Genomic DNA, 22,058 nt, shown 5'->3' with positions numbered 1-22,058 from the left:
GGTTCGCGGCGGTGTCCGGCATGGCTCCATTGCACACCGGCCGCATGCGGCGGGCCAGAGGCGGCGCGCCGCGACGCGCCGACCGCTAGCCTTGTGCCGTGCCGATCCTCAACAAAGACATGACGCTGTGCATCTCGCTCTCCGCCCGCCCGAGCAACAACGGGACGCGGTTCCACAACTTCCTCTATGAGGCCCTCGGCCTCAACTGGATCTACAAGGCGTTCGCGCCCACGAATCTCGAGCAGGCCATTGCGGGCGTCCGGGGGCTCGGCATCCGCGGGTGCGCGGTCTCGATGCCCTACAAAGAGGACGTCATTGCGCTCGTGGACCGCATGGATGCCTCCGCGGCGGCGATTGACTCGGTCAACACGATCGTGAACGATTCCGGCGTCCTCACCGCGCACAACACGGACTACACGGCGATCGCCCAGCTCATCGAGCGCAGCGGCCTCGATCCGGCACTGTCCGTGCTGCTGCGCGGCTCGGGCGGCATGGCGAAGGCGACGGCGGCGGCGTTCCGGGACGCTGGCTTCCGCGACGTCACGATCGTCGCGCGCAACGAGGCCGCGGGCCGCACGCTCGCGGATCTGTATGGCTTCGGCTGGCAGGGCGAGCTCGGGGGCTCGACGGCGGATGTCATCGTCAACATCACGCCGATCGGCATGGCGGGCGGCCCCGAGGCGGAGGCGCTGTCCTTCCCCGAGGCGACCATCGAGGCCGCACGGGTGGTGTTCGACGTCGTCGCCCTCCCCGCGGAGACGCCGCTCGTCCGCGCGGGCCGCGCGGCGGGCAAGACCGTGATCAGCGGTGCCGAGGTGGCGACGATCCAGGCGCTCGAGCAGTTTGTCCTCTACACGGGGATGCGCCCGAGCGACGAGCAGGTGCGCGCCGCCGAGGAGTTCATGCGCGCCCAGTAGGTCGCGGACGACGGCGGGGGCGAGCCTCTCGTCCGGGGTCACCTAACGCGGGTGTCCTCTCGTCCAGGGGTCACCTAACGCGGGTGTCCTCTCGTCCCGGGGTCAGCTAACGCGAGTTGAACCCACGGGAAGTGACCCTTGGACGATGCCGCACCTACGGGAGGTGACCCCCGAACGGTTAGGCAGGTTCGACGACGGCGGCCACGCGGTCCTCGCCGATGCGCGTGAGCACGAGCGTCGCGCGCTTGTGCGGGGCCTTCCGCGGGGCCTTCCCCTGTCCCGCGAGCAGGAGCTTGCGGAGCTCGTCCGGCGTGACGGCCATGCCACGCTTCTTGATGTCGAGCGTGCTGATCCCCTCGTCGCGGACCCACTGCCGCAGCGCACGCACGTTGTAGTGCCGCACCTCGAGCACGCGATAGGCCCGTGCGAACGGGGTCTGGACGAGGTTCGGGGCGCAGATGTACGCGATGTGCGGGTCCACGAGATGGCCCCCGAGCCGGTCCGCGAGCTCCGCGACGAGCCCTGCACGGATCACGGCCCCGTCCGGCTCGTAAAGGAAGCCCTCGAGCGGCCCGACGTCCGCGACAGTCCCGCCGTCGAAGTCCGTCTCGGCCACGAGCTCGGATGCCGAGCTGCCCCCGATCACGAGCGCGGCGCGGCGCACGCTCGGCCGCTTGAGCCCGTTGAAGTACAGCCCGACCTCCGCGACGTCGCCGTCGACCGAGACCCATTGCGCCTCGCACGCCGCCGGCACGGAGTCGTGGGGGAGGCCCGGGCCGAGCTTGACCCCCACAGGCAGGCCCTGCTCCGCGAGGCCCGAGGCGAAGCTGAGCGGCGGCGAGAAGTCCTCAGGGTCCCACAAGCGCGTGGTGCCGGACGTCGTCGTCGTGCGTCGCGCGGGGTCCAGCCACACGCCGTCGATCCCCTCCAAGGGCACCGACTGCGCGTCCGCGTGGACCACGCGAACCAGGGGGAACGGCATGAGGTTGACGGTCGCGCACGCGGCGGTCGTCTCGTCGATCTCGACGGCCGTGACCTCCAGATCGAGCGACGCCATGGCCATCGCATCGGAACCGAGCCCGCAGCCCAGATCGGCCACGCGCTGGACGCCGGCGTCGACGAAGCGCCGCGCGTGCCGTGCCGCGACGTTGAGCCGCGTGGCCTGCTCGAGGCCCGCACGGGTGAACAGCATGTGCCGTGAGAATTCGCCGAACTTGGCCTCGGCCTTGAGCCGCAGCCTCGCCTGGCTCAGGACGGCGGAGACGAGCTCCGGCGCGTGCCCCGCCTTGCGCAGGCGGGCCGAGATGGCGAGCGCGTCTTCCTCGCGGTACGGGCCGAGCGAGTTGAGCAGGGCCCACCCTTCCGTGGTGAGCAACGGGGCGAGCTGCTCGGGGGCTGGGTGGTCTGGGGCCATACTTCAAGCCTAGTTCACATGGGGTAGCCGTCCCTGCCGGGCCCCTCGGATCCCGATAAGGTGGAGGCATGGAGACGACGCCCGCTGCCTCGCCGACCGCCCACAACGGGGGTTCCTCCCGCGCTATCCGGACGGTGCTCATAGTCGGCATCGTCCTGGCAGTCGTCTGCGCGATCCTCCTTGCAGTCGTGCTGGGCCTCGACGCCTTCACTTCCGCTGTGTACTCGGTGGGCGGGAAGAGCATCGACGATCCCACCCCGGAGGCGGCGGCCCTGCGTGACCAGTACCTCGGCGCGAAGATCGCGGCGATCGTGGGCCTCGTGGTGGGTGGCGTGTTCCTCATCGGCCCGCTCGTCGTCATGTACCTCAACCGTGGCCGCTCGGGCGAGGACGGGGACGACCTGAGCTTCGACGAGCTCGCGGGGGAGTAGCGGCCCGCGGCCGGTCCGCGACGCGCTGATTGGCACTCGCCTTGACCGAGTGCCAGCCCATCAATAGAGTCGGGGGTAGCACTCGCCTTATGTGAGTGCTAATTGTCCAGGCACGCTCCCGGCACCCGCGACGACGGTTGCATGCCCGGTTCCGTTTTCCGTGATCCGTTCATGAAAAGGAGAGATCCGTGTCGGTCTCCATCAAGCCCCTCGAGGACCGTATTGTTGTCAAGCCGCTCGAAGCGGAGCAGACCACCGCTTCGGGCCTCGTGATTCCGGACACCGCCAAGGAGAAGCCGCAGGAGGGCGAGGTCGTCGCCGTCGGCCCCGGCCGCGTTGACGACAACGGCAACCGCGTGCCCGTCGACGTCGCCGTCGGCGACGTTGTCCTTTACTCGAAGTACGGCGGCACCGAGGTCAAGACGGGCGGCGCCGAGTACCTCGTGCTCTCCGCCCGCGATGTCCTCGCGATCGTCGTCAAGTAGTCAGCGCCGAGCAGGACTCGAGTGCGGCAGCACCCCGGCCCGCAGCGGCCGGGGTGCTGCCTTTGAGCCAAGGAGAAGCGAATGGCAAAGCAGCTCGCATTCAACGATGACGCCCGGAAGGCCCTCGAGGCTGGCGTCGACAAGCTCGCCGACACCGTCAAGGTCACGCTCGGCCCCCGCGGCCGCAACGTGGTCCTCGACAAGAAGTGGGGCGCGCCGACCATTACGAACGACGGCGTGACGATCGCCCGCGAGGTCGAGCTCGAGGACCCGTATGAGAACCTTGGCGCGCAGCTCGCCAAGGAGGTCGCGACCAAGACCAACGACGTGGCCGGCGACGGCACGACGACGGCGACGGTGCTCGCCCAGGCGCTCGTCAAGGAGGGCCTTCGCAACGTGGCCGCCGGCGCGGCGCCTGGCCAGATCAAGCTCGGCATCGAGGCGGCCGTCGAGGCCGTCGCGGCGCGGCTCGGCGAGAACGCTCGCGAAGTCTCGGGCGGTCAGGTGGCCAACGTGGCCGCGATCTCGGCGCAGTCGGACGAGATCGGCGACCTGCTCGCCGAGGCGTTCGCGAAGGTGGGCCAGGACGGCGTCATCACCATCGAGGAGTCCTCGACGACGCAGACCGAGCTCGTGCTCACCGAGGGCATGCAGTTCGACAAGGGCTACCTGTCCCCGTACTTCGTGACGGACGCCGAGCGTCAGGAGGCTGTCCTCGAGGACGCGTTCATCCTCATCCACCAGGGCAAGATCTCGTCGCTCCAGGACTTCCTTCCTCTCCTCGAGCAGACGTTGCAGGCCTCGAAGCCGCTCTTCGTCATCGCCGAGGACGTGGAGGGCGAGGCGCTCTCGACGCTCATCGTCAACAAGATCCGTGGCACGCTCAACGTCGTCGCCGTCAAGGCGCCCGGCTTCGGGGACCGCCGCAAGGCCATGCTCCAGGACATCGCAACCCTCACGGGCGCGCAGGTCGTCTCGCCCGAGGTCGGCCTGAGCCTCGACCAGGTGGGCCTCGAGCAGCTCGGCACGGCGCGCCGCATCACGGTGACGAAGGACGCGACCACGATCGTCGACGGAGCCGGCTCGTCCGAGGATGTCGCGGCGCGCGTCGCGCAGCTCCGTGCTGAGCTCACGCGCACCGACTCCGACTGGGATCGCGAGAAGCTCCAGGAGCGCCTCGCGAAACTCGCGGGCGGCATCGGCGTCATCAAGGTCGGCGCGGCCACCGAGGTCGAGCTCAAGGAGAAGAAGCACCGCATCGAGGACGCCGTCTCGGCGACCCGCGCGGCGCTCGAGGAGGGCATCGTGGCCGGCGGCGGTTCCGCCCTCGTCCACGCGGTCCGCGTCCTCGACGAGAACGAGGCCATCACGTCGCTTGAGGGCGACGTGGCCGTCGGCGCGAACATCGTGCGCCGCGCGCTCGTTCAGCCGCTCCGCTGGATCGCGCACAACGCGGGCTTCGACGGCTACGTCGTCGCGGCGCGCGTGGCCGAGGCCGAGGTCAACCACGGCTTCAATGCCAAGACGGGCCAGTACGAGGACCTCATCGCGGCGGGCGTCATCGACCCCGTCAAGGTGACCCGCTCGGCCCTGCGCAACGCGGCGTCGATCGCGGCGCTCGTGCTCACCACGGAGACGCTTGTCGCTGACAAGCCGTCCGAGGACGAGCCCGCGGGCCACAGCCACTAGGCCGCGTAGCCCCACAGCACGCCACGCGGCAGGATCGCGCAGTCTGCACAACTTGAGCACGCCCCTCGCGGGGGCCGTCCCAGCTCGCTGGGACGGCCCCCGTTGCTTTGGCGCGCGGTGCGGCGGCCCGCACCGCGGGGGCGCCCACCACTGTGGGCCAGCCGCCGAGCGCCCACCAACGGGGGTTCACACCCGGAAGCTATGGCCTTCACAAGATACGCACAGGCTCTCGCGGGGGAATGGTGGGGCAGAACGAAACGAGGAGATGCGCGCGTGACGACCGAGACGACCGACTTGCCAACGCCTGCTGAACGGACGACGGCGGCACGTCACCCTGGGCGCGGCACGGAGCCTTCCGCCGCGGCGCCGAGGAAGTTTCGGCCGGAGATCCAGGGCCTTCGGGCCGTCGCCGTGCTCCTCGTGGTCCTGTACCACGTGTGGCTCGGGCGCGTCTCGGGCGGCGTGGACGTCTTCCTCATGATCTCGGCATTCCTCATGACCGGCCAGTTCGTGGCCCGGCATCGCCGCGGCGAGCGGACCAAGCTCGTCAAGCACTGGCTCCACGTCTTCCGCCGGCTCATGCCCGCGGCCGTCGTGACGATCGCGGGCACGATCGCCGCGACCGTCCTGTTCCTGCCTGCGACCCGGTGGTCGGCCGTCCTCCAGCAGGGCTTCGCCTCACTCGCGTACGCCGAGAACTGGCTCCTGCAGAGCGACGCCGTGAACTACTACGCGCAGAACCACGAGCTCGCGAGCCCGTTCCAGCACTTCTGGTCGCTCTCGATCCAGGGCCAGATCTTCATCCTCTTCCCGCTCCTCTTTGTGGCGCTCGGCGCGATCGCGCGGCGGTTCCGGCTCCGCTACGAGCGGCTGCTCGGCTACGCGTTCGGGGCGGTGTTCGCGGCGTCGTTCATCTACTCGGTGATCGACACGCTCGTGAACCAGGTCCAGGCCTACTTCTCCCTTCCGGCCCGCGTGTGGGAGTTCGCGCTCGGGAGCCTCCTCGCCCTCGTGATCGACCGTGTGCGGATTCGCCCATGGATCGCGGTCCTCATCGGATGGCTGGGCGTCGCCTCGATCGTCGCGTGCGGCATCGTGCTCAACGTCGAGACGGCGTTCCCGGGCGCGATCGCGCTGTGGCCCACGCTGTCCGGCGCCGCCGTCATCCTCGCCGCCCAGCACGGCGGCCGGTTCGGCGTGCACCGCTTCCTCGCGTCCCGGCCGCTCCGCAAGCTCGGTGACATCTCCTACGGGCTCTACCTGTGGCACTGGCCAGTGCTCGTGATCGCGCTCACGTGGCGCGACGAGGAGCGCGCCGGCTGGCTTCTCGGGACGTGCGCGATCCTGCTCTCGCTCGTGCTCGCGTGGGCCACGATCCGGTTCGTGGACCGTCCGTGGCGCGCGTGGAAGTGGCCCGAGGTTCGGCTCCGGAATGGGGTGGTCGGGGTGGTCGCCTGCGCGCTCGTCGCGATCGTCCCCATCGCCGGGGTGCAGGCGACCATCCAGACGAAGTCGAGCGCGGCCGAGGCGAAGGCGGACGTCAACAACCCCGGGGCCGCCGTGCTCGTCCCCGGCTACACGAACCAGGCGTCCCCGACCGCGCAGCTGCTCCCGCTCGCCCAGAACCTCCCGAACGACTGGTATTCGCCGCCGTCGAAGTGCTCGGCGGATCTCAAGGTCCCCGCGAGCATCCAAGGCAATTGCCTCATGACCAACGCGGGGTCGAGCGCCTCGAAGACGATCGTCGTCGTCGGCGATTCCCACGCCGAGCAGTGGACCGCCGCGCTCGCGCCGGTGGCCGCTCAGCACGGCTGGCGCGTCGTGACGATCCTCATGGGCGGATGCATCTACACGCCGAGCGTCACGGCGCCGAATACCGCGTGCAACAAGTTCAACGCGGACGTGTCTGCGTACCTCGCCGCCAACCCGCCGAGCGCGGTGTTCATGGTCGGGACTGTGGCGTCGGCGTCGTCGTCGGCGGAGACGCTCACGCCGGGGCTCGACCAGTCGGTCGCCGCTCTCACGGCGAAGGGCACCGAGGTCGTCGCGATCCGCGACAACCCGCGCTACACGTTCGACATGGCGGACTGCGTGGTGCGGAACGGCGCGTCGAGCGCGGAGTGCAACCCGTCGCTCTCGAGCGTGCTCGCGCAGCAGGATCCCCTCCAGGCGTTCGCCGCGGAGCATACGGACCACTTCGCGGCCATCGACATGACTGACCTCGTATGCCCCAACGGCACGTGCACCGGCGTGATCGGGAACATGTACGTCTACCTGGACGACAATCACCTCACGCGGACCTATGCGGCGTCGATGTCGTCCCAGCTCGGCGAGCGGGTCCTCGCCGCGACGGGGTGGTCGTGACGCGTCGCTGACTGTGGCTTTCGTCACCGCAGGGTCCTACGGAATACCAGCGCGGTGCAGGGAAGTTTAGGATAGAAAGCACCGCAGCAGACCAGTCCCGTAACTACTGGCTGGTCATCAGCACTTCTGTCAGTTCGCGCCGCACCCTACCGGCGCACGGCCAAGGAGCACTCATGACCACCGCCCCTGAGCACGACCCGTTCGGCTTCCTGGGACTCACCTACGATGACGTCCTGCTGCTGCCCGGCCCCACGGACGTTATCCCGTCCGAAGCGGACACGTCGACCCGCCTCTCGCGCCGCATCCGCCTCGGCATCCCGGTCCTTTCCGCGGCGATGGACACCGTGACCGAGGCCCGCATGGCGATCAGCCTCGCGCGTCAGGGCGGCATCGGCATCCTGCACCGCAACCTTTCCATCCAGGATCAGGCGGAGCAGGTCGATCAGGTCAAGCGCAGCGAGTCCGGGATGATCACGAAGCCCGTCACGGTCTCGCCGGACGCGACCCTCCGCGAGCTCGACGACCTGTGCGCGCACTACCGCGTCTCGGGCCTCCCCGTGGTAGACGAGAACCGGCGCCTCCTCGGCATCATCACGAATCGCGACACGCGCTTCATCGCGCACGAGGAGTTCGCGACCCGCAAGGTCTACGAGGTCATGACGCCCATGCCGCTCGTGACGGCGAAGGTCGGCGTGGGCCGCGACGAGGTCATCGGCCTCCTCGGCAAGCACCGCATCGAGAAGCTTCCGCTCGTGGACGACGAGGGAATCCTCCAGGGCCTCATCACGGTCAAGGACTTCGAGAAGGCCGACCTGTACCCGAACGCGACGAAGGACGAGGCGGGCCGGCTCCGCGTCGGCGCCGCGGTCGGCTTCTTCGGCGAGGGCTACGAGCGCGCCATGACGATGGTCGAGGCCGGCGTGGACGTCCTCGTCGTCGACACGGCGAACGGTTACAGCCAGGGCGTGCTCGAAATGATCGCGCGCCTCAAGAGGGACCCCGCCGCGGCGCATGTCGACGTCATCGGCGGCCAGGCCGCGACCCGCGAGGGCGCGCAGGCGCTCGTCGACGCGGGCGCGGACGCGATCAAGGTCGGCGTCGGGCCCGGCTCGATCTGCACGACTCGCGTTGTCGCGGGCGTCGGGGTCCCGCAGATCACGGCGATCTACGAGTCATCGAAGGCTGCGATTCCGGCGGGCGTCCCGCTCATTGCCGACGGCGGCCTCCAGTACTCGGGCGACATCGGCAAGGCGATCGTCGCCGGCGCCGACTCGGTCATGCTCGGCTCGCTTCTCGCGGGCACCGCCGAGGCCCCCGGCGACCTCGTCTTCATGAACGGCAAGCAGTTCAAGTCCTATCGCGGCATGGGCTCGCTCGGCGCGATGCAGACGCGCGGCAAGAACACCTCGTATTCGAAGGACCGCTACTTCCAGGCCGACGTTCCGAACGACGAGAAGCTCATCCCCGAGGGCATCGAGGGCCAGGTCCCGTACCGCGGCCCCCTCGCCGCGGTGGCCCACCAGCTCGTCGGCGGTCTGCGCCAGACCATGTTCTACGTGGGCGCGCACACCATCGACGAGCTCAAGGCCAAGGGCAAGTTCGTCCGCATCACGTCCGCGGGGCTCAAGGAGAGCCACCCGCACGACATCATGATGACGGCCGAGGCACCGAACTACCGCAAGTAGCCTTCCTCTCGCGCCCCTTGTGCGAGCAAGCGAGGCGCGGCGCAGCACAGCCTGCTCGTATGCGGTTGCAGTTCCAGCCCAAAAGGCCCCTCGCCCCTGTCCCGGGCGGGGGGCCTTCGCCGTCGGAGCCTCCGGTGCCGGGTCGACTAGGTGCACGGTCGACTAAGGTAGAGGCCGTGACCTACGAGATCGAAATCGGCCGCGGCAAGCGTGGGCGGCGCGCGTACTCCCTCGACGACATCGCGATTGTGCCGAACCGGCGCACCAGGGATCCCGAGGATGTCTCGGTCTCGTGGCAGATCGATGCGTACCGCTTCGAGATGCCGGTCATCGCCGCCCCGATGGACTCGGTCATGTCGCCCGCCACGGCGGTCGAGCTCGGCCGCCTCGGCGGCCTCGGCGTCCTCGACCTCGAGGGCCTGTGGACGCGGTACGAAAACCCCGAGCCGGTTCTCGCCGAGATCGCCGCGCTCGACGGCGAGCCGTCGAGCCCCGCGGTCACGCGCCGCCTCCAGGAGCTCTACACCGCGCCCGTCGATCCCGAGCTCATCACGTCGCGCCTCGCCGAGATCCGCGAGGCGGGCGTGACCGTCGCGGGCGCGCTCACGCCGTCGGGCACGGTGAGCCACTACAAGACGGTGCTCGCGGCCGGCGTCGATCTCTTCGTCATCCGGGGCACGACCGTCTCCGCCGAGCACGTCTCGAAGAACCAGGAGCCGCTCAACCTCAAGAAGTTCATCTACGAGCTGGACGTCCCCGTGATCGTCGGCGGGGCGGCGGGCTACACCCCCGCGCTTCACCTCATGCGCACGGGCGCGGCGGGCGTGCTCGTGGGCTTCGGCGGGGGAGCGACGACGACGACGCGGCGCGCCCTCGGTATCCACTCCCCGCTCGCTTCGGCCATCAGCGACGTCGCCGCGGCGCGGCGCGACTACATGGACGAATCCGGCGGCCGCTATGTCCACGTCATTGCCGACGGCGGCATGGGCACCTCGGGCGATATCGTCAAGGCCATCGCGATGGGCGCAGACGCCGTCATGCTCGGCTCGGCGCTCGCGCGGGCCGCCGAGGCCCCGGGGCGCGGCTGGCATTGGGGTGCCGAGGCGCACCACCCCGAGACGCCTCGCGGCGAACGCGTCAACATCGGGACGGTCGGGCCGATGCGTGAGGTGCTGTTCGGCCCGGGCCACCACCCGGACGGAACGTCGAACCTCGTGGGCATGCTGCGGCGGTCGATGGCGACGAGCGGCTACCTGGAGCTCAAGGAGTTCCAGCGGGTCGACGTCGTCGTCTCGCCGTACGCCGGGCGGTAGGGCCGGCCGGGGCGGTAGGGCGGGCTCGAATTGGGGGCGGGTTCTTGACGCTCTGCCTAAACTCCTAGCAGGAATTCTCTTCCGGACGAGGGGGCACGGACCGATGCCAGGACACTTGGGCCCGGAGGGCCGGACGGGGGCGATCGAGCGGCTCAAGGCCACGGCGCAGCCGGGCAAGGAGCTCGACGTCCTCATCGTGGGCGGCGGGATTGTCGGCGCTGGGGCGGCGCTTGATGCGGCCACGCGTGGACTCGAGGTCGGGATCGTCGAGCAGCGCGATTGGGCCTCAGGCACGTCGTCTCGATCGTCGAAGCTCATCCACGGCGGGCTCCGCTATCTCGAGATGCTCGACTTCCGGCTCGTCCAGGAGGCCCTCAAGGAGCGCGGCCTCCTCCTGCAGAGGATCGCGCCCCATCTCGTCAGGCCGGTCCCGTTCCTGTACCCGCTCACACGGCGGTGGTGGGAGCGCCCGTACGTGGGGATCGGCATGCTCATGTACGACACGCTCGGCCTCACGAGCGGCCACGGCAATGGCGTGCCGCTGCACAAGCACATGTTCCGGCGCGGCACGCTGCGGGCCGCGCCGAGCCTCAAGGACGACGCCATGATCGGCGCCATCCGCTACTACGACGCGCAAGTCGACGACGCGCGGATGGTGACGACCATCGTCCGGACGGCCGCGTTCCATGGCGCGCACGCCGTGAACCGCCTGCGCGTCGAGAGCTTCCTGCGCGAGGGGGAGCGCGTGGTCGGCGCGCACGTGCGGGATCTCGAGACCGGCGACGCCTTCGACATCCGCGCCCAACAGGTCATCAACGCGACGGGTGTGTGGACGGACGAGACGCAAGGCATGATCACGGACCGCGGGCAGCTCAAGGTCCGCGCGTCGAAGGGCGTGCACCTCGTGGTGCCGCGTGACCGCTTCCAGTCGACCGTGGGCCTCATCCTGCGCACGGAGAAGTCGGTGCTCTTCGTGATTCCGTGGGGGCGGCACTGGATCATCGGCACGACCGACACCGAGTGGAAGCTCGACAAGGCTCATCCGGCGGCGTCGAGCAAGGACATCGACTACATCCTCGAGCACGTCAACCGGGTGCTCCGCCGCCCCCTCACACGCGAGGACGTCGAGGGCGTGTACGCGGGCCTGCGGCCGCTGCTCGCGGGCGAGAACGAGTCGACGGCGAAGCTCAGCCGCGAGCACATCGTTGCGCATCCCGTGCCTGGGATGGTCGTCGTGGCCGGTGGCAAGTTCACGACGTACCGGATCATGGCCCGCGACGCCGTCGACGAGGCGGTCCGGAGCATGGACGAGCGAGTTCCCGCGAGCGTCACCGATCGGATCCCCCTCTTGGGCGCGGACGGCTTCAAGGCCGTGTGGAACCGGCGGCAGCGGCTCGCCGACTCGGCCGGGGTGCACGTCGCCCGGGTCGAGCACCTCCTCAACCGCTACGGTTCGCTGGCGCCCGAGGTCCTCGACCTCATCGCCGAGGACCCCACGCTCGCGCAGCCGCTTCCGGGCGCCGACGACTATCTCCGCGCCGAAGTCGTGTACGCGGTGACGCACGAGGCGGCACGCCACGTCGAGGACGTCCTCACGCGGCGCACCCGGATCTCGATCGAGGCGTGGGACCGCGGGGTCTCGGCGGCTCCCCTTGTCGCGGAGCTCATGGCGCCGCTCCTTGACTGGAGCGACGTCCAGCGCGAGAACGAGACGAGGCACTACCTCAAGCGCGTCGAGGCGGAGCGGCTGAGCCAAGAGCAGCCCGACGACGCGACGGCCGACGGCGTGCGGCTCGGCGCCGCGGACATCATCCCCGTCAAGTGACGCCGGGGCGTCAAATGACTTCTTCGACCGGCGGACGGGCATCGGCTCGCACGTAAAATAGCGGCATGCCCCAACCTTTCGATCGCTATGACGCCCAGCTGACCACTCCAGGGCTCGTCATCCTCGAGATGGAGGCCACAGACAGGCACGACGCCGCGCGGCAGCTCGCCACGCGGCTCGCCGCCGAGGGGCGCGTCGACGATCTCGATGCCTTCCTCGCCGATGTGGGCGCGCGCGAGCATCAGCTCGCCACGGGCCTCCCCGGGGGCATCGGGCTTCCGCACGCGCGCAGCGAGCACGTCACCGAGCCGTCGATTGCCGTAGGCGTGGCGCGCTACGGGCACGCTGTGGACTTCGGCGCGGTCGATGGGCCGGCGTACGTCGTCCTGCTCATCGCTACTCCGGCCTCGAGCTTCTCCGAGCACCTCGAGGTCCTCGCGACGATCGCGCGCTCGCTCTCGAAGGACGGCTTCCGCGAATCGCTGCGCCGCGCGAACGACGCCGACATCATCTCCGAGCTCGTCAACTCGGCCCTCGTCTTCGGCGACTGAGGGGTTCGGGGCCGGGGTCCCGTTTCGGTTTTCTACAGCTTGTCGGAGTACCGTTGAGGGGTGCTCCGAACCGCCCTCAAGCCCCGCTGGCTCTTGGCGCTCGTCGCCGCGCTCGCGGTCTCGGGCGTCTTCGTCCTCTTGAGCCAATGGCAGTTCTCGCGGTCGACTTCGGACGCCCCGCCCGTCGTGACGACCACCGAAAATCTGCAGCCCCTCACCTCGACGCTCACGCCCGGACGCGCCTTCCCCGCGGCGGCCGCGGATCAGATGGTGACGGCGACCGGACACTTCGACGCGAGCCGCCAGCTCGTGGTTCCCCACCGCCTGCGCGACGGCCAGTCCGGCTGGTGGGTCGTCACAGCGTTCGTGGTCGACGGCGCCCCCTCCGTAGGCGACGACCGCACCGTCGTGATCCCCGTGGCGCGCGGATGGATCGCGGACCGCTCCCAAGCCAGCCCGCCGCCGTCGGGCGCTGCCCAGCTCACGGGCCGTTTGCTGCCTTCGGAAGCGCCGCAGCAGGACAAGAGCCCGGCACCCGGGCAGGCCTCGATGGTCTCCGTCGCCGAGCTCATCAACACGTGGGACGTGCAGAGCTACCCGGGCTTCGTGAGTTCGACGCACGAGGTCACGTCCGCCGGAGACCAGGCTGCCGCTGCAGTGAACGGCTCGCTCAAGCCGCTCGACATCGCGGCCCAGCCGGCCTCCGCTCCCGTGAACTGGCTCAATATCTTCTACGCGGTCGAGTGGGTCGTGTTCGCGGGCTTCGCCGTCTTCCTGTGGTGGCGGCTCGTCCGCGACGACTACGAACGGCAGCTCGAGGCGCAGGCCGACGCGGCGGCCGCGTCGGCGGACGCTGAGCCAGCAGACGCTGAGCCAGCAGACGCCGAGCCAGCAGCCGCGGAGGGGGCGGCCGCCGAGGGGGCGGCCGCCGAGCCGCCGAACCCCGAGCCGTCCGAGCCCCGCGCACCATCCACCACTGGAGGAACACCGTGATCGACCCCAAGCCCGCCACCGGGCGCACGCCCCAGCGCCGCTTCGGCGGCACCGTCGCGCAGATCCGCTCGGCGCTCGGCTTCTACAAGGTCATGGCGTACGCGACCGGATCGATGCTCCTGCTCCTGTGTGTCGAGATGGTCCTGCGCTACGGCTTCGGCAAGTTCATCTTCGCCGGCGGCTCCGACGCGTTCACTGGGAAGTCGTTCGCGTTCGGCCTCGCCGACGCAGATCCAGCGGGAGTCGTGGGTGGCGTCAACGTCTCGATCACGATCCTCATCGTGCACGGGTGGATGTACGTCCTGTACCTCATCTCGAACTTCCGGCTGTGGTCGCTCATGCGCTGGCAGTTCCTGCGGTTCATCCTCATGGCACTCGGCGGCGTGGTGCCCTTCCTCTCCTTCATCGTCGAGCGCCGCATGCACGCCGAAGTGGAGCGCGAGCTTGTCGCGCACCCCGACGCCGGCCAGCGGTACTGAGCCGCGCTTCCGGTAGGCTTGACGGGTGACAACAGCATCCCAGAGCGCAGGCTCGCAGACAGCCCACAGGCCGGTGCTGGTGGTCGATTACGGAGCCCAGTACGCGCAGCTCATCGCGCGGCGGGTCCGTGAGGCGAACGTCTATTCCGAGATCGTTCCGCACACGCTGACCACCGAGCAGATCCTCGCCAAGAACCCGGCCGCCATCATCCTCTCGGGCGGCCCGTCGAGCGTCTACGCGGAGGGTGCCCCGAACGTCGGCCCGGACCTGTTCGAGGCGGGAGTGCCCGTCTTCGGCATCTGCTACGGCTTCCAGGCGATGGCCAACGCCCTCGGCGGGACCGTGGCCCGCACCGGCCTCCGCGAGTACGGCGCGACGCAGGTCTCCGCCGTGGGCGAGCCGCACTCGATCCTCGCGGGCGTTCCCGTGCTTCAGAGCGCGTGGATGAGCCACGGCGACTCGGTGCAGGCGGCCCCGGCGGGGTTCGAGGTCCTCGCGACGACTCCGGGCGCGCCCGTCGCCGCGTTCGTCAATCGTGACCGTGCCCTCGGCGGCGTGCAGTGGCACCCGGAGGTCAAGCACTCCGAATACGGCCAGACGGTCCTCGAGAACTTCCTCTTCGGCGTCGCGGGCCTTGAGCGCAATTGGACCACGGGCAACATCGTCGACGAGCAAGTGGGCCGGATCCGCGAGCAGGTGGGCGAGGCCCGCGTGATCTGCGGACTCTCGGGCGGTGTCGACTCGGCCGTCGCGGCGGCGCTTGTGCAGCGCGCCGTGGGGGAGCAGCTTACGTGTGTGTTCGTCGACCACGGACTCCTGCGCGAGGGCGAGGCCGAGCAGGTCGAGCGTGACTTCGTCGCTGCGACGGGCGTCAACCTCTACGTCGCGAACGAGCAGGAGCGCTTCCTCTCGGCGCTCTCCGGCGTGACCGATCCTGAGCAGAAGCGCAAGATCATCGGCCGCGAGTTCATTCGGGCCTTTGAGGAGGCCGAGCGCGCGATCGTCGAGAAGGCCAAGGCCGAGGGCGAGCAGATCCGCTTCCTGGTTCAGGGCACGCTCTACCCGGATGTGGTGGAGTCGGGCGGCGGCGAAGGTGCCGCGAACATCAAGAGCCACCACAACGTGGGCGGCCTCCCGGAGGACATGCGCTTCGAGCTCGTCGAGCCTCTGCGTGCGCTCTTCAAGGACGAGGTCCGCGCCGTAGGGCGCCAGCTCGGCCTTCCGCCGGAGATCGTGGGCCGCCAGCCGTTCCCGGGACCGGGCCTCGGCATCCGGATCGTCGGCGAGGTGACGGGCGAGCGTCTTGACCTTCTCCGCAAGGCCGACGCCATTGCGCGCCATGAGCTCACCGCCGCGGGGCTCGATGACGAGGTGTGGCAGATGCCGGTCGTGCTCCTTGGCGACGTTCGAAGCGTCGGCGTCCAGGGCGACGGCCGCACCTACGGCCATCCGATCGTTCTGCGCCCGGTCTCGAGCGAGGACGCCATGACGGCCGACTGGTCCCGGCTCCCGTTCGACCTCGTGGCCCGGATCTCGAATCGGATCACGAACGAGGTCGAGGGGGTCAACCGCGTGGTGCTCGACGTCACGAGCAAGCCGCCGGGAACCATCGAATGGGAATGATCTCTCGCTGATTTGGCCCCCGGCTGCGTTGCGGCCGGGGGCCTCGGCGTGTAAGCGGCTACTCTCGAAGCTATGCCGATTAGGTCCACAGGCAAACGACGCAGCGCCCCGGACGGCGCGGAGGAGAGCACCGACGTGCCCCAGCAGCCGACCACGCACGAAGATGGAGCCCGCCTCGAGGCATGGCTTTCGTCGCTGCCCCCTGTCATGGGCCCCGACACGATGCTGAGTTTCCTGACGAAGCCGGAAGGCGTCATCGACCTCACCGGGGCGCACGCCTCCGGGCTTGCCCAGCTCCTCGCGGGGCGCCGCACCAGGCTCTCGACCCTGATCCGCGAGCGGCAGGATTACACGACCGGGGCGCGCGCCGCCCGGAACCTTCGGGCCAAGATCTACGAACTGGCGAACGACAGGGGCATCGACGCCGGCTATCTCGCGGCCGGCGTGGCCTCGTGGACTTCGGCAGTCGGGGGCAAGCCGCGCCGCGTGAGCGCACCGGTGCTGCTCGCGGGCGTCGCCCTCACGGTGCGATCCGAGCAGGACGACTTCGAGATCAAGCTCAATGAGCAGGCACACCTGAATCCCGCCCTCGTGCGGCACCTGCAGACCGTTCATCGCATTGACATCGACACGGGCGCGATCGAGCGCTTGGCCTACAGCACGGCACGGCTCGATCCCCATCCTGTCCTCGAACGGGTGCGCTCGCTGCTGAGCCCGATCCCTGGCGCGACCGTCGACTCGCGTCTGCTCGTCTCGACGTTCGCCGACCTCGAGAACTCGCTCGACGATCCGGCGATCACCCCCGACGTCCCCGTGATCGCGGCGCTGGCCGCCGCGTCCAAGGGCGCGGTCCACGTGGCCCCCGAACCGCTGGACGCTTCCCGCTTCGCCCCGATCGATGACCGCGCCCCGGCCGACGAGCTGCTCGTGCTCGACGCCGACCGGGACCAGCAGCTGGCCGTCGACAGCGCGCGCGCCGGCGATTCCTTTGTGGTCGAGACCCCGCCCGGCACGGGCCAGACCCAGACCGCCGTGAACGTCATCGCGAACCTCGTCGATGCCGGCCGGACGGTACTCGTCGTCGCGGAGCGGCGCGCGAGCCTCGTCGAGCTCACCCGGACGTGCGATCAGCTCGGCTTGGGCTCGATGCTCCTCCAACTCGGCTCCGGGCTCTCGGCCGGGCAGCTCAAGCAGCAGCTCGTCCGCGCGATCGTCCGCAACGAGAAGGCCGAGCAGCCGCGCCTCGACGGCGTGCACCGAGTGCTGAGCCAGCGCCGCCACCAGCTCATCGAACATGTTGAATCGCTCCATAACGTTCGCGAGCGCTGGGGCTGCTCTCCCTATGAGGCGATGCAGTCCCTTGCGCGGCTCACGTCGATCCAGCCCTCCCCGGCGACGACGGTCCGGCTCAAGCGGAGCGTCCTCGACAGCATTCGGGAGCGTCGCGAGCTCGCCGAGCGACTGCAGCGCGCGGCGGAGCTCGGCAGCTTCAGCCGCGAGGCCACGAAGAGCCCCTGGTATGGCGCCCGCATGCTCACGCGCCGTGAAACGGAGGACGCCCAAGAGCTCGTGCACGAGCTGGTCTCCGACCTCCCCGCGCTGCGGGAGCGCATGGCCGCGGTCGCGTCGTATTCCGAGATCCGCCTCGGCGCGTCGGTCGAGGAGTGGGGCCAGCAGATCGAGCTGCTCGTCGCGGTCCGCGAAAGCCTCGACAAGTTCACGCCGGACATCTTCGATCGGCCCGTCAACGACCTCATCGCGGCGACGGCCTCGTCGGCGTGGCGCCGCGAGCGGGGGATCGAGATTCCCGCGATGCAGCGTTCCCGCCTGCGTCGCGTCGCGAAGGAATACGTGCGCCCCGGCGTGCATCTGGCCGACCTGCACAACTCGCTCATCCTGGTCCAGGAGCAACGGGCGCTGTGGGCCGACTACGCGGTGTCGCAGCGTCACCCGGCCGTTCCGTCGGGCCTCGCCGATCTGGCGGAGGACTATCGAGTGGTCCACAAGGGCCTCGGGCGGCTCGGCACGATCCTGGCCCGCACCCGCGCCGGAGGCTCGCTCGTGGACGAGGCCGTGGTCGCAGTTCAAGGGCGTCTCCAAGACCTTGCCGAAAGCGCCGACGCTCTGCGTTCGCTCCCCGAGCGGACGCTGCTCGAGGACGAGCTGCGCGAGCGTGGCCTCGGGGAGCTGCTTTCCGATCTGGCCGAGCGCGAGGCCGTTCCCGAGGTGGTCGCCTCGGAGCTCGAGCTCGCGTGGTGGCAGTCGGTCCTCGAGGCCATGATCAGCGGGGACGACTACCTTGCGATGTCTGACGGCGGCCAGCTCCGTCAGGCCGAGGTCGAGTTCCGCCGCGCCGACCGGGCCCACATCCAGGCTGGCCCCGCGCGGGTCCGCTGGAAGCTGTCCCGCGCCTGGGAGCGTGCGATCCATGAGCGACCGCGAGAGGCCGAGTCGCTCCGGAACCTCCTGCGCGACGGGCGGATCAGCCTCGCGAACCTTGAGTCCCACGCCGGCGGGCTCGTGCGCCCCCTCGCGCCAGTGTGGACCGCGAGCCCCTATACGCTCGCCTCCGCGGCCCCGGCGCGGCGGCGGTTCGACGCCGTCGTGATCCTCGACGCGGAGACCCTCCCGGTGCGCGCCGCACTCCCGGCGATCGCCCGGGCGCGGCAGGTCGTCGCTTTCGGCGACGCGCACGTGGGCAATCCGAAGTCCTTCACGGTGGGAGTGGGCACGGGTCAGCCGTCCCTCGACGACTCGGCGGAGAGCGCCCTGACCGCCCTCTCCAAGGTGCTTCCGACCATGCATCTCAGCACCGTCTACCGCGGTGTGGACGAGGACCTGGGGCTCCAGCTGAGCCAGCGCTTCTACCACGGCGCGCTCAACCGCCTCCCTGACGGCCAGTCCGTCACGGGACTCGATCGCGCCCTCGTCGTCGAATACCTCCCGGATGGCACGGGCCTGCCGGCGGGCCAGGACGGCAACGTCGAGTCGACCGCGGCGGAGGTCAACCGCGTGGTGGACCTCGTGTTCGAGCACGCTGCCCAGCGCCCCAGCTCGTCCCTCGCCGTCGTCACCGCGAGTGCGCAGCACGCGGCCCGAGTGGGCGAGGCGATTCGGCTCCAGATGGCCAACCACACCGAGACCAAGGATTTCTTCGGCGGCGTCGAGGAGCCCTTCCGGGTGGTTCCCGTGGATCGCGCCGGGGGGCTCGTGCGGGACCACATCATCTTCTCGCTCGGCTTCGGCCGGACGCCTCACGGCAGGGCAATGCATCACTTCGGGCCGCTCAGCGAGCAGGGCGGGCGCCGTCGCTTTGCCCTCGCGATGAGCCGCGCGCGGTACTCGATGCACGTTCTGAGCTGCTTCCAGCCTGGCGAACTCGACCTGACCCGCCTTGGCGAGGGCGCGTCGGACTTCTACGAGCTCCTCGAGCGCGAGCTCGCGGGACGCACTGGCCTTGGAACCCGGGCGACGCGCGCCGCTGCCAGCACCGAGGCCCTCGGCGCGGATCCCCTCGTGACCGATCTCGGGGACAGGCTTGCTTCGCGCGGCGCACGCGTGTGGCACCACTACGACGGCGCGATCGACATGGCGGCGGCCGTTGATCCGCTCCTGACCATGTCCCGCGACGAGCCGGAGCTGAGCATTCCGGTCGCCGTCGAATCGGACGGGACGAAGCGGTACCGCGAGCTGAGCGTCCGCGAGCGGACCCGCCAGCGGCCAGAGCTCCTCGAGCGCATGGGCTGGCGCTACGTCACGCTCTGGACGATCGAGGTCTTCACGGACCCGGGCACGTCCGCAGACATGATCGCCGACGTGCTGGGCCTCGACGGCCAGGGCGAAGACGGCGCGGGCGCGGGCTTCCTGAACGGCGCCCGCGAGGGGCTTGAGCCCGCGGCCACTGCCCCCCGCAACAGCAGGGGAGCAAGCCCGAGGACCTCGGCGCAGGAACGACCGAATCGCGCCACGGCCCCTCGCGGCGGCGATCCACTTGGCGGGGGCGCCCGCGAGCCCGAACCCACCCGTAGGCCCGAAGACCAGCGGGCCGCACCCGAGCAGTACCAGGAGGCGTCCCCCGTGGCCGCACGTGATCATCTGAGCTCTCATCGCCGCGTCACGAGCCCGGCGACCGGTGTGGACCCCGAGGAGGCCCCGGAGCCGGTCGCGCCGATTCGCCCCGCGCCGGAAGGTGGGCGCGGCGTGGGCACCCGAGCGACCGCGAGCAACGGGGAGGCCCCCGACCGGGGCAGGCGCGCCCTTCGCTCCGCGGACAGCCCTGATGGTTCGGACGTTGCTCCGCTCATCCCGCGGCGCGCGGCCGAGGACGACCCCCGGTCGTGGGGCGACGCGGACTCGGACGGCGGGCACGACGATTGGCTGCGCGAACAGAGGCCGCCGCACTGGGGCTGATTCGCCGTCGGTTCTCATCGGGGCCTCCCGTCGACGAGCACGAAGAACACCTTCCCGCGCGTTGACGCCCCGGCGAGCTGTTGGGCCTCGGCCGGACGCGCGGCCACGACGAGGAGCCCTTCCGAGTCCTTGGCCGTGCCGAGCCAGCCGTTGGCCGTCCCGGAGGCCTGACCGGTCCACAGGACCGTCACGGCCTGGGCCACGGTCGCGGACCGCGGCCCATCACGGCTCGCCTCCTCGCTCACCACGATGTCGACGTCCTGGCCGGTTCGGACGAGCTGGAGCGATCCGGGATCGGCGACGCGCACCGGCACCGCAACGGTGCCTGCCGGAGTGCCCGTCAGGAGCCCGGGCCCCACGAGTGCGGCGTCCGTGACCACTTCTCCGCGCCGCATCGGGCCGGTGAGCTTGTGCCCCACGACCGTCTCGATGGTCTTCACCGCGCCGTCAGGCACCGTCTCGGCGGCGAGGCGGGCAACGCGGAGCTGCCCTGATTGGACGGTCGCCCCCGCCGGGAGATCGACGTCGGCGACCACTGCGGGGGACGACGCCGACGAGGGCGGCGTGAGCTGGTAGACCGCGGCGGCGGCCGCGGCGCACAGGAGCGCAGCGGCGAGCGAGCGGCGCCTGCGTTCAGCGAATCGTGCGAGCCAGGGGCGGGGTCGGCTGCCCCAGGGCCGGAGGCCTCCGGAGGCCGGGGCTCGCGAGGGCTGAGGCGCGTGCCTGCGGCGCGGACGGAACGGGGTCATGCCCCGACGCTAGGCGGCACTCACCGTCATGAGCGGGCGTACAACCCCCGATGTGGATGGGGGCCCAGAAGGAATTCTGTGGAGGAGAAGAGGTGCTACTTCGCGGCCGGCACGGAGGCCGCAGGAGCCGGGGCGGAGACCGGGGCCGGGCTCGAGGCTCCGCCGTCGCTCGACGAGCCTCCCGTGGAGCCGCCGTTCGAGGTCGCCGAGCCTGCGGGGACCGTGCTTGAGCTGCGGGAATCCGTGCGGTAGAAGCCGCTCCCCTTGAACACGACGCCCACGCTGTTGAACTTCTTCCTCAGGCTCCCACCGCACTCGGGGCAGACCGTGAGGGAGTCGTCGCTGAAGGACTGGACGATGTCGAAGGCATGTCCGCAGTCTTTGCAGGCGTAGGCGTAGGTCGGCACGGGCGCTCCTTGCAGTACGAGGGGACTTAGCAGTCGTTGACCCCGAGTGCCAATTCTAACAGGTAGCGCCTTCCCGCTATTCCGCAGGGGACCCGAGCCGGTGCAGGCCGTTCGGCGTAATCGCCGCGTCGACGTGCCGATCGAAGGCCTCCTCGGGCAAGCCCCCCGAGGCGAGGACTTCGTCGTCGTACACGATCGCCGCAGTGGCGATCCGCGCGCCCCCGTCGTCGAGCCGCGCGAGGAAGCGGTCGTAGTAGCCGCCCCCTTGGCCCAGCCTGCGACCCTCGGCGTCGACCGCCGTCGCCGGGAGGAGGACCGCGGCCAAGGGCGGCCGGCCCGGTGCCCCCGCCCGCACGGCTGGGGCGTCGAGGCGCAGGCCCACGGGCTCCTGAAGAGGCGCGAACCGGCTGCGGGCGTACTCGATATCGGGCCGCCACTCGACCCACGAAAGTTGACGTTCGGGCTCGCACACGGGCAGGAGGACGTGGAAGCCGCCCTCGGCGAGCAGCCCGAGCAGGCCGAGCGTAGGCGGCTCGGCGCCGACGCCAAGGTACGCCGTGAGGGTCCCGCCCGCGGGCACCGTCTCGGCCGCCCACGCGAGCCCGTGGCTCGCGAGGAGCGCCCCGGCCACAGCCCGCTCCTCGGGGCTCATCGCACGACGACGGCGCCACACCTCGGTGCGCAGGCTTTCCTTGCGTTCGGCTTCACTCTCCACGCTCCGA

Annotated in this window: 17 protein-coding genes; 13 read left to right on the top strand and 4 right to left on the bottom strand. The window is 70.2% G+C overall.

Translation table 11 applies throughout. The annotated features are described in order from the left end of the window. Nucleotides 1-98 precede the first annotated feature (98 nt). Nucleotides 99-917, top strand: coding sequence for a shikimate 5-dehydrogenase (locus ACLN58_RS05895; RefSeq protein WP_415854338.1), 819 nt, complete (start codon nt 99-101; stop codon nt 915-917). Nucleotides 918-1,095: 178 nt separating this feature from the next. Here the strand turns inward: ACLN58_RS05895 and ACLN58_RS05890 are convergent, their stop codons facing one another. Next, nucleotides 1,096-2,331: a THUMP-like domain-containing protein gene (locus ACLN58_RS05890; RefSeq protein ID WP_415854337.1), complete on the bottom strand. Its 1,236-nt coding sequence runs from the start codon at nt 2,329-2,331 to the stop codon at nt 1,096-1,098. 68 nt (nt 2,332-2,399) lie between these two features. On the opposite strand from ACLN58_RS05890, the gene ACLN58_RS05885 reads away from it, so the two are divergent. The 12 genes from ACLN58_RS05885 to ACLN58_RS05830 all read left to right on the top strand — a co-directional run bounded on the left by ACLN58_RS05885 (nt 2,400) and on the right by ACLN58_RS05830 (nt 20,180). Continuing rightward, entirely contained in the window at nt 2,400-2,762 is a 363-nt protein-coding gene (locus ACLN58_RS05885; protein WP_415854336.1) for a hypothetical protein, read from the top strand. Between the two features lie 188 nt (nt 2,763-2,950). Next, nucleotides 2,951-3,247 (top strand): co-chaperone GroES, encoded by a 297-nt coding sequence (gene groES / locus ACLN58_RS05880; protein ID WP_208709675.1) that lies wholly within the window; start codon nt 2,951-2,953, stop codon nt 3,245-3,247. 81 nt (nt 3,248-3,328) lie between these two features. Next, the gene (gene groL, locus ACLN58_RS05875) at nt 3,329-4,936 is read left to right on the top strand and encodes a chaperonin GroEL (protein WP_415854335.1); all 1,608 of its coding nucleotides are present in this window, start codon (nt 3,329-3,331) and stop codon (nt 4,934-4,936) included. Between the two features lie 273 nt (nt 4,937-5,209). Next, entirely contained in the window at nt 5,210-7,300 is a 2,091-nt protein-coding gene (locus tag ACLN58_RS05870) for an acyltransferase family protein (RefSeq protein ID WP_415854334.1), read from the top strand. Nucleotides 7,301-7,473: 173 nt separating this feature from the next. Beyond that, nucleotides 7,474-8,985 (top strand): IMP dehydrogenase, encoded by a 1,512-nt coding sequence (gene guaB, locus ACLN58_RS05865; RefSeq protein WP_415854333.1) that lies wholly within the window; start codon nt 7,474-7,476, stop codon nt 8,983-8,985. A gap of 176 nt (nt 8,986-9,161) precedes the next feature. Continuing rightward, entirely contained in the window at nt 9,162-10,298 is a 1,137-nt protein-coding gene (locus ACLN58_RS05860) for a GuaB3 family IMP dehydrogenase-related protein (protein ID WP_415854332.1), read from the top strand. 103 nt (nt 10,299-10,401) lie between these two features. Continuing rightward, a complete protein-coding gene (locus tag ACLN58_RS05855) occupies nt 10,402-12,123 on the top strand; it encodes a glycerol-3-phosphate dehydrogenase/oxidase (RefSeq protein WP_415854331.1) in 1,722 nt (573 codons plus the stop codon). A gap of 65 nt (nt 12,124-12,188) precedes the next feature. After that, nucleotides 12,189-12,674 carry a PTS sugar transporter subunit IIA gene (locus tag ACLN58_RS05850; RefSeq protein ID WP_415854330.1) on the top strand — a complete coding sequence of 162 codons (486 nt, stop codon included), beginning with the start codon at nt 12,189-12,191 and terminating at the stop codon, nt 12,672-12,674. Nucleotides 12,675-12,734: 60 nt separating this feature from the next. After that, nucleotides 12,735-13,667, top strand: a complete 933-nt coding sequence (locus ACLN58_RS05845; protein ID WP_415854329.1) for an SURF1 family protein — start codon at nt 12,735-12,737, stop codon at nt 13,665-13,667. Beyond that, the gene (locus tag ACLN58_RS05840) at nt 13,664-14,146 is read left to right on the top strand and encodes a DUF3817 domain-containing protein (RefSeq protein ID WP_415854328.1); all 483 of its coding nucleotides are present in this window, start codon (nt 13,664-13,666) and stop codon (nt 14,144-14,146) included. Before ACLN58_RS05845 ends, ACLN58_RS05840 begins: the two co-directional genes overlap by 4 nt. A 73-nt stretch (nt 14,147-14,219) precedes the next feature. After that, nucleotides 14,220-15,770 carry a glutamine-hydrolyzing GMP synthase gene (gene guaA / locus ACLN58_RS05835; protein ID WP_415854340.1) on the top strand — a complete coding sequence of 517 codons (1,551 nt, stop codon included), beginning with the start codon at nt 14,220-14,222 and terminating at the stop codon, nt 15,768-15,770. A gap of 72 nt (nt 15,771-15,842) precedes the next feature. After that, nucleotides 15,843-20,180 (top strand): DUF4011 domain-containing protein, encoded by a 4,338-nt coding sequence (locus tag ACLN58_RS05830; protein WP_415854327.1) that lies wholly within the window; start codon nt 15,843-15,845, stop codon nt 20,178-20,180. 14 nt (nt 20,181-20,194) lie between these two features. On the opposite strand, the gene cpaB is transcribed toward ACLN58_RS05830, so the two are convergent. From cpaB to ACLN58_RS05815, 3 genes are all read right to left on the bottom strand, one after another. Further along, nucleotides 20,195-20,929 (bottom strand): Flp pilus assembly protein CpaB, encoded by a 735-nt coding sequence (cpaB, locus tag ACLN58_RS05825; RefSeq protein WP_415854326.1) that lies wholly within the window; start codon nt 20,927-20,929, stop codon nt 20,195-20,197. A 95-nt stretch (nt 20,930-21,024) separates the two neighbouring features. Beyond that, complete coding sequence (locus ACLN58_RS05820; RefSeq protein WP_415854325.1) at nt 21,025-21,336, bottom strand: FmdB family zinc ribbon protein; 312 nt, start codon at nt 21,334-21,336, stop codon at nt 21,025-21,027. A gap of 76 nt (nt 21,337-21,412) precedes the next feature. Beyond that, nucleotides 21,413-22,051 (bottom strand): 5-formyltetrahydrofolate cyclo-ligase, encoded by a 639-nt coding sequence (locus tag ACLN58_RS05815; protein WP_415854339.1) that lies wholly within the window; start codon nt 22,049-22,051, stop codon nt 21,413-21,415. Between the last annotated feature and the right edge of the window lie 7 nt (nt 22,052-22,058).

The sequence above is a fragment of the Sinomonas sp. G460-2 genome (assembly GCF_047759905.1).
GTDB lineage: Bacteria > Actinomycetota > Actinomycetes > Actinomycetales > Micrococcaceae > Sinomonas.
This window is presented reverse-complemented; position numbering and strand designations above follow the sequence as displayed.